Raw genomic sequence first — 14,726 nt, 5'->3', positions numbered from 1 at the left:
AGTTTAACCACCCTGTACTGTCTTTAGTCGGCCATCATCTAACTCAACATGACGCTGACATAGGGATGCTAAATTACGATCATGGGTGACTAAAATCAGAGTCGTACCTAACTCTCGATTTAAATCAAAGAGTAAGCTTTCAATTTCTTGTGCTGTCTGACCATCTAGGTTTCCAGTCGGTTCATCCGCAAAAATAATTTGTGGTTCTGCAATAAGAGCTCGTGCAATGGCTACACGCTGCTGCTCGCCACCAGATAAGACTTTAGGCGTTTGTTCAACTTGACGACTCAGCCCTACTCGATGCAACCAATCTAAAGCTTTTTTCTCAGCTGTTTTATAATCAAAGTCTTTACGTAATCGTAAAGGTAACATCACATTTTCAAGCGCACTCAACTGAGGTAGAAGTTGAAAAGACTGAAATACAAAACCAATATGCTGCATTCTTATTTGGGCACGTTGTTCCTCTGTTAACTGATGAACAGCTTGACCACACAACCAGACTTCTCCTTCAGACGGTTGATCTAAAGTCGCCAAAATTCCTAGTAAGGTTGATTTACCTGAGCCGGAACGTCCCGTAATTGCTACCTGTTCCCCTTCAAAAATCTCTAAATCAATATCTTTTAAAATCGTAAACTGATTTTGGTTAATCTGAATAGTTTGTGTAACTTGATGGGCAGCAATGATGGGTTGTGGCATGATGTGAAAAGTCCTATGTATTCAGAATCAGGGTCGAAGTACAAATGTCTAAATCTTTTTTGATTGGTTCTAAAAGCATCATGCTCATCTCATTAAGTATGCTGCCTATGCTTGTATCGGCGAAAACTATTTTAATTTTAGGAGATAGTATTAGTGCCGGTTACGGAATTGATCCCAAACAAGGTTGGGTACAATTACTGCAAAAACGCTTAGACCAACAGTATCCCAAACAACACAAAGTGGTCAATGCAAGTGTTAGTGGAGAAACAACAAGCGGCGCTTTAGCCCGATTACCTAAGTTATTACAGACCTATAAGCCGAATGTGGTCGTGATTGAATTAGGTGGAAATGACGGCTTGCGTGGGCAACCACCTCAAATGATTCAAAAAAATCTGGATCAGCTCATTCAATTAAGCCAGAAACAAAAAGCCAAAGTTATTCTTTTTGGCATGAAGATTCCGCCAAATTATGGGGCTGCGTATAGCAAAGCTTTTGAAAATAATTATAAAGTTGTAAGTCAAAAATATCAGGTGAAACTACTACCGTTTTTTCTAGATGGTGTTGCTGGTCAAAAACAGCTTATGCAAAATGATTTAATTCATCCCAATACTCAAGCGCAGTCAAAATTACTTAATTTAGCTTACCCATATATAAAAGGTGCCCTATAGGCACCTTTTATCTTTAAGTATTCTTTTTAATATGATCAGAAATCAAAAAAAGTAACTTCACCAGTTTCTAGTGAATATTCTGCACCGACAACAATTAATTCACCTTTTGCAATCAGGCTCTCTAACACCGCTGAACCATGGCGTAATTGATTTACAGAAGCAAAAACGTTTGAACGTACCGCATGACATGAAAGTTTTTTCAAATCATTTTTTAAGTCAGTCTGCATTAAAATTTCAACTGATGGACGAACGCGGTTCACAATCGACATTAGGTTAGATGATGGCGGGGGATCAGGATTCATTAACGTATCAATTGTTGCTTGAATCGCACCACAATGGCTGTGTCCTAATACGACTACAACCGGACAGTCATAACGCTCTGCTGCGAACTCAACACTACCGACTTGTGAAGGTGCAACCACATTACCAGCAACACGGATTACGAATAAGTCACCAAGACCTTGGTCAAATACCATCTCTGCTGGAACACGAGAATCTGAGCAGCCAAGTACAATTGCAAACGGATTTTGATCCTTTGCCATTTCAGCGCGTTCTTGATGAGATAAGGTTTTTGCAAGGGAAGTATTTCCATTTACAAATCGTTGATTACCGGCTTTCAGACGATCTAAAACTTCTTGCGCAGTAGGCATTTTATATTTCCATTGTTTTTTCAAGGTTGGAAATCATTTTAATGTGTCAAAATTTGAATGTCACTGACAAAAAATAAATCCTTTTCTATGAAAAAATTTAAAAATACTTAACCTGCTTTAATGTAGAGTTCACTGCATATCCGCTACTGTTTAGTGAAAAAATAGACATACTTTGGTTCTCGGATTGACTATAATTTTCTTCATTCCAAACATTTGGCAAATGACTCATTGGCAAAGTTTTTCAATAATTTTTCAAACTCGCTCAAGCTTCAAGGATGAAATCTATGACAAGGCTGTCCACATCAATTAAGGCCTCTATGAAAAAAACTGCTACCGCACTGACTTTGGCTTGTAGCGTATTGTCAGTGATGAGTATTTCTCAAACACAGGCAGCCGATAATATTGATGTGACATTCCAGAATGTGTTACAGCAAGAACGTAGCTGGGCAGGTCTACAAAGTAAAAGCTTAAAAGTCGGTGATGTGACTTGGTCATATAGCGAAGGCGGCTCTACAACAAAACCGACTTTACTCCTTATTCATGGCCTAGCGGGTAGCCGTGATAACTGGAACCGAGTGGCTCGTTATCTCACCACAAATTACCATGTCATTATTCCTGATTTACCGGGTAGTGGTGAAACTATCGTTTCCCAAGACTTCGATTATTCAGTACCAAATCTTGCTGAAAAATTACGTCGCTTTGTTGAGGCTGCAAATTTAAAAGGTCCAATTCATATTGCTGGGCACTCACTTGGTGGCTCTATTGCCCTGCTCTATGCTGGACAATATCCATTTGAAACGAAAAGTCTATTCTTGGTGGATAGCGGTGGTATTTTTCGCTCAGCCAATACAATTTATTTAAAAGATCCTGCTTACCTCAAACAACTTTTAGTGTCTAAAAAAGGTGACTTTAATTATTTATTAAAACAAACCATGTTTAATCCTCCGTTTATTCCTAAAGAGTTTCTTCAAGCTCAAGAAAAGTTGATGATTGATCAGGCACTTCAAACACAAAAACTGGTTGATCAATTGATTGCACTTAATAAAGTCTATACACCAGACTCCTTTGCGGTACTTACCAAAACGATCGATGCACCGACACTCATTCTATGGGGCAAACAAGATAAGATTATTAATGTCGAAGTAGCAAGTGAACTAAAACGACTTTTAAAGAATGCTCAGCCTCCAGTTATTTTAGAAAATGTAGGTCATATGCCAATATTGGAAGCTGAACAGTTGGTTATGCAACAATATCTACCGTTTTTACTTAAAGTAGAAACAAATCAGTCGTCAAAAACGACCACACCTTAATAAAACTTCGGACTTGTGAGACCTTATGTCTACCCAACCACTTATTGAAAAACTTATTGAAGCTCATCTAGATTTTTTAGATGAGCAATTTGCTCAGACTCAGGTGATCCAGCAAGAGTTTGAGCAATTTTATCATTGGTTGGGGGGTCGGCAATTACAACATCTGTGGACTTTTGAACAAATTCAACAGCTCATTCAAAAGCAGATTTTAGATACGCCTGCTTCTGATTTCCTGATTGAACAAATTGCTGAGCATATTCGCTTTGCATTGATTCATCCTGCAAATGAAACCGCAACTGTTGAAGATGTTATTCCTGTTTTAACGATTGACCGAATTGCACAATACGTTGCAAGTAAAGAAGAGCACCGTAAAAAACTGATTAAAACGATTGTGAATAATCCTGCTTTTTCGGCCCTGCTCACGCAACTGATTCAGCAAACAATGCATGATTATTTAGATGAATCAATGTCAAAGCGTGTACCAGGTGTAGGTCGTTTTATGAAAATGGGGAAATCTGTTTTAGAAACAGTAACCGATTCAAATCTGGACGATACGATTAATCATTATTTGCAAAAGAATATTTTAAAACTCAGCCAAATGAGTGAGCGTGTTTTAAACCAACATTTTGACAATGATAAGCTCTACCATTTTCAGGCAAATGTTTGGCATAAAGTTAAAACTATGCCACTTTCTGTTTTTAAAAATTATGTAGAAACTCAAGACTTATCAAAAACGGTTGGTTTAGGGCATGAAATCTGGGACCACATTCGCCAAACTGATTATTTAAAACAACAAGTACATGATGGTATCTATACTTGGTATGTACGTAATCAAGAGCGTAGTTTTGATTTATTGCTCCGTGACCTCAATATTGATGAAAGCTTAGTGCAACATGAGCTGACCACGTTACTTGTGCCTGTATTACAGCAGTTAATTACAACAGGACATTTAAAACGCCGTGCCCGTGTTTACCTAGAAAAATTTTATTATTCTGAAAAAACATTAGATATTTTAAATAACAAAGGCGCTTAGAGCGCCTTTGTTATTTAACCACTTAGAATTTATAAATGATTCCTAAATTATAACGACGCCCATCTAAAACATAACTATAAGTTGCTACGTCAATATCTTTATCAAATAAGTTGTAAATACCAGCCGCAACTTGGATTTTGTCAGTTGGTTTATAGTTCATACCAACATCAACTAGTCCATAAGCAGGCTTCCCTTCAGCCATTGAGGTACGACTTAAATATTCAGAAGTTTTGCTACGAAAATTCAAACGGCTCCACATATTGACTAAGTCATTAACTTGCCAATCTAAAGTGGTATTAAACATATGTTCCGGCATTTCGTTTAAAGGTTGCCCTTTAAATTGACCACTTTTTTGCTCTGTATCTGTATAGGTATAATTAGCATTCAACTTTAAGTCAGGTGAAATGAGCCAACCAAACGTCGCTTCAATCCCTCTCATAGTCGCCTTATCTACATTTGTTCGTTGACTGACAAAATCAAATTTTGTACCTAACCAATCACAATTATAAGTACCTGCATCTCCTGAACAGGTTCTAACTTCTGTAATTTTATCTTTAAATTCACTATTAAAGATCGTTAAACCAGCATTCAAGTTATCTAAATTATCCCAAGAGAATGAGAGCTCATAGTTTGTACTTTTTTCAGGTTTTAAATCCGGATTACCAACAATTACACCTGCCGAACGTCCTCCACCCGTAGCTTGCCCCCATTCTGCTACAGTCGCTCTTAATGCAGGTGTTTTATAGCCTGTTGATACACCGCCTTTAATAATCCAGTTATCATTCAAGGTCCATACCCCGTATAGTTTAGGACTGAAATGATCTCCAAATTTTTCGTCCTGATCCATCCGTAATGACATTGTTAAAGTAAAGGGATCAATAATATTCCATGCATCTTCTGCAAATAATGCCCAGCTATAACGATCTAAATTAGAAACAGGTTGTGAGCCACCCACTTTTAATTGGTTACCTAAATCATCTAATTCTTCTTTTAGATAACTTCCGCCCACGCTAAGCGCATGATTTGCGAGTGTGATCTGGTTAAGCGTGTTAAATGTAGTATTTACAGCTTCCATATTTCTAGACGGGTTCTTATTTTCTTCGCGTTGAATATAAGAATGAGTCTTTACAGGACCAATGTCACCACGGTGCGTTAAACTATATTCTGTACGGTAATAGTCTGTTAATGAATCTACTGGTGGATTGCGACCAGTTTGAATAGGTGAAACTGTTTTACCTATTGTGGCATTACGATTTTGGATAGAACGCTGGTATTCAAGCTCGATGGTATGTTGGTCATTAGGAGTTAAGCTTAAAGTAGCCCCTCCCGCCCGAATTTTTTGTTTGTTATAACCACCAATAATTTCATCTTCATCTCTTTGTGAAAATGTGCCATTGGCTTTTAAACCAAGTAAATTCTTAATTAAAGGTCCCGACACATAAGTATTGGCTTGGTAAAGATTTCCAGATTTATTATTTTCTTGAATTGTTGTATCTAACTTAACAGAACTGTTCCAAACATCTGCAACTTTTTTAGTAATGATATTAATCACACCACCCATCGCATCCGAACCATATAGACCCGACATTGGACCACGAATAACTTCAATACGTTCGATACTTTCGATTCCCGGTAACCAACCTTGCTCAATACCTGAATTATCACTATTTGGTCGCACAGAACGTGTATTCACTTTCTTACCATCAACCATAATAACGGTATATGCACTTCCCATCCCACGAATACTGATATCAGATGAGCTTCCACCACCTGTAACAACTACACCAGGAACATCTTTAAGTGCATCAGTTACATCACGATATACTTTTTTATTAATTTCTTCTTGAGTTAAAACCGAAATCGAAGCTGCTGCTTTTTTTATATTTTGTTCAAAACCACTTGCTGTCACGACAATTTTTTCAAGTTGAGCAACCTCGCTTTCTTTTTCATTTTTTATGGAAGAATCAACTAAAATATTTTCACTTTCAGCGGCATAAGCCGCAGGAAACATTACTGTAAGTACCGAAATTGATAATACAGATTGGAAAATACTCTTCGTCATACCCTACTCCAACATATTAAATTATGAATAAATATTAAGTTTTATTTAAACAAATGTAACAAATTTAAATAAAAAAATAAATAATATTGATAATTATTTTCAATTGTAAGGCTATAAAAAAGCCTCATTGCGAGGCTTTTTTATTTCACTTTTCAAATAATTTAATTATTTGAAGTAAGCACCTTCAGCTTGTGTGTGGTCTGTTTGGTCAACCACTCGTTGAAGCTCAGGAATGTTCTCTCTTAAAGTAGTTTCTACACCTTGTTTCAAGGTAACATCAATTGCAGAACAACCTTGGCAACCACCACCAAATTTCAATACAGCAGTTAAACCGTGTTCTGGATCATCTTGTACTTCTACCAAGCTACAATTTCCGCCATGCCCTGCAAGACCTGGGTTAATTTCTGCCTGAAGAATGTAAGTAATACGTTCTTCAATCGAAGCATCTGGACCAACACGTGGAACTTTAGAATTTGGAGCACGGAAAGTGAGCTGACCACCAAAACGGTCTTTGTTGTAATCGATTACGGCATCTAAAAGATAAGGAATAGATGGCGCATCAATATACGCAGGAAAATCAGGATAGTCCTGTTTATAATCTGTTGGGATCACTTCTTCTGGCGCACTATATGCCATACAGCATTCCGCACGTGGCGTACCCGGATGCTCAACAAAAATTCGAACGCCAATTCCCGGAGTATTTTGCTTCGTTAGTAAATCGTGCAAATACTCTTGTGCAGATGGTGTAATCAAAAGGTTTGGAATTTCTTCTGCAACAGCAGTGTTGGTGTTCTCAGTCGACATAACAATATTCCTCAAGCTGATGCCTTTATATTAACCGAAGATGAGGTGGATTTAAAAAAAATCAACTAAATTTGTCGGATTTATACACAACAGGGTTTCAACTTAAGTTTTTAATGGCATTATTGAGCTCAGTATTGATCATTTTTTAAATATTTCTTATGTTGCATTTGCCGTTTAACCATACAGTCACTCTTATTATTATTACGGTCATTATCTCTTTACTTGCTTTTAGCAACCAAAACGTAATGAACCGATTGATTTTTTGGCCACCTGCAATGCAACGTGGACAAATTGATCGATTCATTACTCATGGCTTTATCCATGCCGACGGAACACATTTACTGTTCAACATGATTACCCTGTTTTTCTTTGGCAGTATTATTGAAAGTTTTTACCGTCAATATTTCTATGACATGGGTTTTGTGTTGTTCTACTTAGGTGGCTTAATCTTTGCGATTTTACCAAGCTATTTACAACATAAAAATGATGCGAATTGGGCCAGCCTAGGTGCTTCAGGTGCTGTTTCAGCGGTTTTATTTGCTTATATTCTGTTTCAGCCATGGAAGCTGATTTTTGTATTCTTCATTCCTGTACCCGCTATTATTTTTGCTATTTTATATGTGGCGTACAGTATTTGGGCTGGTAAACGTGGTAATAGTCATATTAACCATAGTGCTCATTTATGGGGTGCAGCTTACGGAATCATCGTAACCATTTTACTTGAACCAAAAGTTATTCCGCATTTCTTAGACCAACTAACTCGCCTTCCTTTCTAAACAAAATAAATCAAAGAAAGGTCCCTTGTGGGCTTTTCTTTTTTTCTCATTAATTTATCACTATAAATTCTCAGTCTTTTTTCTGATTATCTTTGATCTTTTCTTTGTTTTGATTGCAAAAACCATCTGATTAAACTCGTGCCAATTCTTTTAATAATTCAGATGATACAATGACGTACAAAGCAATTTTATCTAGCCTTTCCATTGCTTTATTTAGCTTATCTTTAGCTGGATGTAATGACAACGATAATCAAGAAAATGTAGCAACCACACCTAAACAACCGAATATGTTATTTATTATGGCTGATGACTTAGGCTATTCAGATTTAGGGGCTTTCGGTGGTGAAATTCATACACCTAATATTGATAGTTTGGCTCAAGAAGGCCGCCTTTTAACGGATTATCATACTGCCCCGACTTGTTCTCCAACACGCTCTCAACTCATTTCTGGTACTGATCACCATTTAGCAGGTATTGGGGCAATGGCTGAACTCACACCAGAACATTTGAAAGGACAACCAGGCTACGAGGGATATTTAAATGAACGCTCTCTATCTATCGCACAAGTACTTAAAGATAATGGTTACCGCACGTACATCAGCGGTAAATGGCATTTAGGGCTAACTCCAGAAACAAATGCACATGCAAAAGGTTTTGATCATTCATTTACTTTATTACAAGGTTTAGATCACCACTTTAAGCAAGCGCCAAGTGCGTTTAAACGAAATTCAACTTATACAGAAGATGGTCAGGTTATTCCTGTTTCGGCTTTGCCTGATGACTTTTTCTCGACAAATTATTTTACCGATAAATTACTGAGCTACTTAGACTCAGGCAAAAATAGTGGCAAACCGTTCTTTGCTTATGCTGCCTATACGGCGCCTCACTGGCCAATTCAAGCACCTGCTGAATACCGTGAAAAATATCGCGGAGTTTATGATGTCGGTTACGATGCTATTCGTAACGCACGTATTGCTAAGCAAAAACAGCTTGGAATTATCCCTGCAAACTTTGAGGCAGCAGAACCAATTGCAACTCAAAATGCCCCACAAAAATATGGAAAATGGGATGAGTTAACAACCGAACAAAAGGCATTAGAAGCCCGTAAAATGGAAATCTATGCAGGCATGGTAGAAAACCTCGATGCTAACGTTGGCCGCATTATTCAATACCTTAAACAAAATAATCTTTATGACAATACTTTAATTTTCTTTGTTTCAGACAATGGTGCAGAAGGTTTTGTACGTGGCGGATATGGCAGTGAATCTGGTTTTGATAACTCTGTAGCAAACGTAGGTACACCTAGTTCGTACCACTATATCGGGCCACGTTGGGCCGAAGTCAGTGCCGCACCTTTCCACTTATGGAAAGATACAGCGGGCGAAGGCGCAACGACTGCCCCTGCTATTGTGAAATTACCAAATCAGAAAAAAGCGGAAGAGACAAATCATAGCTTTGCATCTGTACTCGATGTTTTCCCTACCTTACTAGAATATGCTCATATTCCAGTACCACAAGGTCAATATAATGGCCGGGCCATTAATACGCCATCTGGAATTTCATGGAAACCTTTGCTTGAAAACAAAACCGATACTATTCGCCCTGCAAATTTTAGCTTTGCCGATGAGTTACATGGCAGCAAATATGCAAAACAAGGTGAATGGAAAATCGCACTTCAAGGGCGGCCTGAATTAGGCACAGGGACTTGGGAGCTATACAACATTAAATTAGATCGCGGTGAAAGACAAAACGTTGCTCAGCTTTATCCTGCAAAAGTTCAAGAACTCTTATCGGTCTATCAAAAATATACTGAAAAAAATGGTGTGCAGGGATATAACGCCAAATGAAATTGAAGCCATTTTTAGTTACCACAATCAGCCTGTCTATTATGACGGGCTGTAGCGAATCTTCAAAATTTTCTGAATCTAGGCCTTCGACGCAACAGCAAACATCTTTAGCTGATTTAGGGTCTATTGAAAAGTGTCAAAACTATAGTGGTCTGCCTCAGGGTTGGCTCAAACAGCCTACAGCAGGAATGGTTTTAATTGCCGATGGAGATTTTAACTTTGGTTCTGAAAAGGCCTATCCCGATGAACTTAATTTTGGAAAAAAGCAGCGCGAAGTCAAAGGATTTTGGATTGACCAAACTGAAGTTACGGTCGCTCAGTTTGCAAGTTTTGTAAAAGCAACTGGCTATATTACCGATGCCGAAAAACAAAAACAGGCTGCTGTTTTCTCACCAGACCCTCATCACTCACAGCAATGGTGGCAGCTAAAATCAGGGTATACATGGAAAACGCCAAACGGCGGTACTGGAGCTATAGCAAATCCTAAGGAGCCTGTAAGGTATGTAAGTAAAAATGATGCTGAACATTATGCAGTGTGGCTAGGACATGATTTACCAACAGAACTAGAATGGGAATATGCAGCTAAAGCTAATTCAAAAACTGATACCCCTTTACATCAGGCCCCTACTGATGAACATCAACATCCGCAAGCCAATTACTGGCAAGGCGAATTCCCTTTTCAAAACCTAAATCAAGATCACTTTAAAGGTGTTGCACCCGTTGGATGTTTTGCGGCAAATAAATTCAAACTATTTGATATGATTGGAAATGTATGGGAATGGACATCTTCTCCTTATCAAGGTGCTCATGACCAGCATATGGGAAATTATTCTGATTTACGTCAACAAGAAATCACCAGCACTCAATATGTAATTAAAGGTGGATCTTTTCTTTGTGCACAAAATTATTGTTCACGTTATCGTAGCAGTAGCCGTTATCCACAAGATTTTGATTTAGCTGCAACACATGTTGGATTTCGGACTATTTTACGGTCTCCTTAATTTCTTCTTAATTCGACTGATTAAAGATATTTTTTAACCAAAATTAGGTCGAAAAATAATCAAAATATTTTTATAGTACAAATGAGAATGATAAAAAAGTGAGAACAAGATGAAAACTTTACTTCTTTGTGCCGCAGCAATTTTCACAATGTCACTATCAGCCTGTGCGGTCCATACACCTGAAGGTAGTATTGTGATTGACCCTGATTCACCATATTACGGACATCCAGGAGGCTTTTGCCCACCAGGACAAGCTAAAAAAGGACGTTGTTAGAAATACCCTCTTTTAAAGTAATTTTGAAGTTACTCTAAAGAAATAGACTTCAAGCAAGTGATGAATTGAATACTAAATGGAGGGTTCCAGCCCAAAAATAGATGGGATGAAACTAGAAAATTATGGTGTAAAAAAATCACCATATCCCCAAGATTTTTAAAAGACAATCTTACGTTGTCTTCTATCTAGTTTCACCCCAATTCTTTCTTATTCCGTTTGACTTTTCTTACCGCTTAAGAAAAAAGTCTAGTTTTTAATCATTTCTGTATCTCTATTATTGATACATTTTGAACATTTTACCTTCAGGTTAATACTGATGTATTTGCTTAATACAAAATAAACATTTATGTAACGTAAGTCTATAAAAATGTTCTAAAAATGTGAAAAAAATTAAGGTCAAAATGAGATGAATTTATCATAATAACTTTCTCTTTCACGTTTCATCACATAAATAATCAATATTATTTTGTCAGTTATTGCCACTCGTTTCCTTTCATTGGCATAGATAATGTATACACATGTATATTAACCCAGTCGTATAAACGAGATATTTTATGTCCAGCACAAGTCAAGTCGAAGGTCTACAATTTCCGGTACACGCCTCAACAAAAAAACAAAGTACATCTCTTACAGGCCAAGAGATTTTGTCAGAGGCCTTATCTATTGTAGATAATAAAACCGCACAACAAGTGTTGAATGAAAAAAACTGGCGAAAAAACTATCCTTTATATTTTAAAGCTCTTGTTAAACAAGGGATTTCTAATATCAGCAACCCAATTACTATTGCGAAGCAAGGGTTGCATAAAGCTCACCATATTTTTGATTATTATCGTGATGGTAAACACTACCTTTTAAAAGATGCCGTTCATATTGCTTCATCTACTCCTCTTTATACAGTAAAACTTAAAGGTGAAAGTGAGGCAGCACCAGAGTGGTATGTTCCTTATAAAGGACAAAAGCTGAGTGGACAAAGCTTACTGGACCAAATTCAACGCTGGGAAGAAGCTGGTATTATTGAGCCAAGTCATGCAAAAGCACTTCGTGAAGCTATTACTCATCCTGAATGGTTCGATTTGTCTGACCGTACGATGGTGCTGTTTGGTGCAGCCTCAGAAGCAGGACCACTGCCTTGGTTAGCCAAATGGAAAGCAAATATTGTTGCTGTAGATTTACCAAACTCACGAGTCTGGGGCAAAATCTTAAATACGATTCAACAAGGGAATGCAACACTCATTGCACCATGTGTTGAAGCCGTTGATTCCTCAGCAAAAGCTTCTGAGTTAAAAGATAAGCTGGGTGCAAATTTACTGACTCAATTACCAGAAATAGCGCAGTGGCTGGTGCAGTTTCCACAAAAGTTAGATTTGGCAGCAATCGCCTATTTAGATGGTGAAAAGCATGTCCGCGTTTCCATGGCAATGGATAGCATCATGCAATTTGTGAGCGAGCATAAGCCTGATACAAGCCTTATGTTTATGTGTACTCCAACCGATGTTTATGCAGTACCAAAAGAAGTTGCAGAGGCTGCTCAAGAGAAATTTAAATCCCGCAGAAAAATGCAAAAGTTGGCAGTAAAAGGTGTTTCTGCTCTTTCGCTCAATCGTTTTTTTCAAGCGCCATATCAAGACTTGGTTACATGTGAAAATGGAAAAACTTATGGTATTGCCGACTGCTTAGTGGTTGAACAAGGTCCAAACTATGCTTTGGCAAAGCGTATTCAACAATGGCGTGCTATTTTGGCCCGCCATCAAGGACAACGTGTCAGCATTAATATTGCACCATCGACAACCACTCATTCAGTGACTAAAAATCCATTATTGAAAGCAGCTTTTAATGGCGCAGAACTTTTCGATGTAGAAGCATTTAGCCCTGAAACCACCAATGCCATTATGGCGGCACTCTGGATTCATGACTTAAGAAATGAGTCTTCTGTCGCGAATCCTGAAACTGTCTTAGACCATCCGCTTGAACTTATGATGGAAGGTGCCAATCATGGTGGTCTATGGCGTGTCGCTTATTTAGCACGAACTGCCCTGCCTTTCGCTGCAATTTATGGTTTTGCTACCGAAAAACTCCCTTTTAGAAAATCATCTAAAAAATAATTTGATTAAAGCCCAATCCTAGAATTGGGCTTTTTTCTAATGTGTCTTTATTTATATTGAAAGTGTGATAGATATTTTTGCATTTCATCAGGAGGCACCATGCCGCCCCCAGTAGCCCATATTACATGATTTGCCTGTTGCAACTGCTCAGCTGTAAACTGGTGTAAAGCCAAGTAATCAGGACTCGTCTGAACATAATACGGCCCCATCATGCCTGCTACTGCAGAAGGCTCAAGCTGAATATTCTCAGTTTGATTTAAAAGCGCTATGAGCTCGTATAAACGTTCATCATGAATGGTGTAATAGCCATCAATTAACTGTTGCATAGCACGCCCGACAAAACCTGAAGCACGCCCTACCGCAAGCCCGTCTGCCGCAGTAACGTTATCAATGCCAATGTCATTAACTGAAATCTGATCATGCAAACCTGTGTGGACACCAAGTAACATGCACGGCGAATGTGTGGGTTCTGCAAAGATACAATGTACATGCTCACCAAAAGCCAGTTTTAGTCCAAAACTCACCCCACCAGGCCCACCACCGACGCCACAAGGCAAATAAACAAATAATGGGTGTTCAGCATCGACTTTAATGCGTTTTTGCTCAAATTGCTGTTTTAGGCGTATTCCTGCAACGGCATAACCTAAAAATAATGTTGTTGAGTTTTCATCATCAATGAAAAAGCAGTGTGGATCTTGCTCTGCGGCTTTTCGTCCTTCTTCAACAGCTACGCCGTAATCACTGGCATATTCTACAACGTTAACGCCGAGTGAACGTAGTTTGTCTTTTTTCCACTGTCTAGCATCAGCCGACATATGAACAGTAACTCTAAAGCCGAGTTTGGCGCTCATAATACCAATAGAAAGCCCAAGATTGCCCGTAGAACCTACTGCAATTTGATACTTAGAAAAGAATGCTCTAAATGAATCTTGCTCTAATTTACTATAATCATCTTCTGGTTTGAGTAACCCTGCCTGCATGGCAAGTTTTTCAGCATGTGTGAGCACTTCATAAATGCCACCACGTGCTTTGATTGAGCCTGAAATAGGTAGATGGCTATCCTTTTTCAGCCAGAATGTTCCATTAAGCTGTACTTGTTTTGCTGAAGAAAGTGCTTGTTGCATATGAGCAATTTCAACAATATCTGATTCAATTTTTCCATGTTGTGCTTGAGTTTCAGGAAATACTTTTGCCAAATAAGGTGCGAAACGCGCTAGTCTTGCTTCTGCTTCACTTACGTCCTTAGCGGTTAGTCCAACTTTTTCTAAAGCTTCTTTTAAAGGATATCTATGAGGTGTAAACCAAAATGTTTCTTGATAGGCTTGAAGTGTTTCAATAAGTGGAAATTTTTGTTTTAGCTGATGTATTTGAACCGCATTCATAATATATCCTGATATAAAATTTTAAGCCCAACCTATAAAGCTGTTTGATGACCTATAACAACTTATTAATTTATAGATGAATGTACATGAAAAATAGTCTCAACTTAAAAAACTAAACAAA

Annotated in this window: 13 protein-coding genes; 8 read left to right on the top strand and 5 right to left on the bottom strand. The window is 38.0% G+C overall.

Annotation, left to right across the window (positions count from 1 at the left end; genetic code table 11):
• Positions 1-3 precede the first annotated feature (3 nt).
• Positions 4-696, bottom strand: coding sequence for an ABC transporter ATP-binding protein (locus J690_RS17410; protein WP_005070633.1), 693 nt, complete (start codon positions 694-696; stop codon positions 4-6).
• A gap of 44 nt (positions 697-740) precedes the next feature.
• Between J690_RS17410 and J690_RS17405 the strand changes: the two genes are divergently transcribed.
• Positions 741-1,364, top strand: coding sequence for an arylesterase (locus tag J690_RS17405; protein ID WP_032037216.1), 624 nt, complete (start codon positions 741-743; stop codon positions 1,362-1,364).
• Between the two features lie 35 nt (positions 1,365-1,399).
• Here the strand turns inward: J690_RS17405 and J690_RS17400 are convergent, their stop codons facing one another.
• Positions 1,400-2,014, bottom strand: a complete 615-nt coding sequence (locus tag J690_RS17400) for a carbonic anhydrase (protein WP_032032996.1) — start codon at positions 2,012-2,014, stop codon at positions 1,400-1,402.
• 284 nt (positions 2,015-2,298) lie between these two features.
• Between J690_RS17400 and J690_RS17395 the strand changes: the two genes are divergently transcribed.
• A complete protein-coding gene (locus J690_RS17395; protein ID WP_032037214.1) occupies positions 2,299-3,324 on the top strand; it encodes an alpha/beta fold hydrolase in 1,026 nt (341 codons plus the stop codon).
• A 25-nt stretch (positions 3,325-3,349) separates the two neighbouring features.
• Complete coding sequence (locus J690_RS17390) at positions 3,350-4,357, top strand: hypothetical protein (RefSeq protein ID WP_032037212.1); 1,008 nt, start codon at positions 3,350-3,352, stop codon at positions 4,355-4,357.
• Between the two features lie 22 nt (positions 4,358-4,379).
• Here J690_RS17390 and J690_RS17385 read toward each other — a convergent pair whose 3' ends face one another.
• Complete coding sequence (locus J690_RS17385; protein WP_032037211.1) at positions 4,380-6,419, bottom strand: ligand-gated channel protein; 2,040 nt, start codon at positions 6,417-6,419, stop codon at positions 4,380-4,382.
• Between the two features lie 165 nt (positions 6,420-6,584).
• The gene (gene nfuA / locus J690_RS17380; protein ID WP_002117617.1) at positions 6,585-7,223 is read right to left on the bottom strand and encodes a Fe-S biogenesis protein NfuA; all 639 of its coding nucleotides are present in this window, start codon (positions 7,221-7,223) and stop codon (positions 6,585-6,587) included.
• 158 nt (positions 7,224-7,381) lie between these two features.
• Between nfuA and J690_RS17375 the strand changes: the two genes are divergently transcribed.
• The 5 genes from J690_RS17375 to J690_RS17355 all read left to right on the top strand — a co-directional run bounded on the left by J690_RS17375 (position 7,382) and on the right by J690_RS17355 (position 13,223).
• Positions 7,382-7,999 carry a rhomboid family intramembrane serine protease gene (locus J690_RS17375; protein ID WP_002117778.1) on the top strand — a complete coding sequence of 206 codons (618 nt, stop codon included), beginning with the start codon at positions 7,382-7,384 and terminating at the stop codon, positions 7,997-7,999.
• A 170-nt stretch (positions 8,000-8,169) separates the two neighbouring features.
• Positions 8,170-9,846 (top strand): arylsulfatase, encoded by a 1,677-nt coding sequence (locus J690_RS17370; RefSeq protein WP_032037209.1) that lies wholly within the window; start codon positions 8,170-8,172, stop codon positions 9,844-9,846.
• Complete coding sequence (locus J690_RS17365; protein ID WP_032037208.1) at positions 9,843-10,847, top strand: formylglycine-generating enzyme family protein; 1,005 nt, start codon at positions 9,843-9,845, stop codon at positions 10,845-10,847. Before J690_RS17370 ends, J690_RS17365 begins: the two co-directional genes overlap by 4 nt.
• A gap of 109 nt (positions 10,848-10,956) precedes the next feature.
• Positions 10,957-11,121: a hypothetical protein gene (locus J690_RS23960; RefSeq protein WP_000854552.1), complete on the top strand. Its 165-nt coding sequence runs from the start codon at positions 10,957-10,959 to the stop codon at positions 11,119-11,121.
• A gap of 554 nt (positions 11,122-11,675) precedes the next feature.
• Entirely contained in the window at positions 11,676-13,223 is a 1,548-nt protein-coding gene (locus J690_RS17355; RefSeq protein ID WP_032037206.1) for a hypothetical protein, read from the top strand.
• Between the two features lie 47 nt (positions 13,224-13,270).
• On the opposite strand, the gene J690_RS17350 is transcribed toward J690_RS17355, so the two are convergent.
• Positions 13,271-14,605: a D-serine ammonia-lyase gene (locus J690_RS17350; protein WP_032037205.1), complete on the bottom strand. Its 1,335-nt coding sequence runs from the start codon at positions 14,603-14,605 to the stop codon at positions 13,271-13,273.
• Positions 14,606-14,726: the final 121 nt, after the last annotated feature.

Source organism: Acinetobacter sp. 742879 (assembly GCF_000588535.1).
Classification (GTDB): Bacteria; Pseudomonadota; Gammaproteobacteria; order Pseudomonadales; family Moraxellaceae; genus Acinetobacter; species Acinetobacter pittii.
The sequence above is the reverse complement of the archived record's forward strand: the minus strand, read 5'-3'. Positions and strand labels throughout refer to the sequence as shown.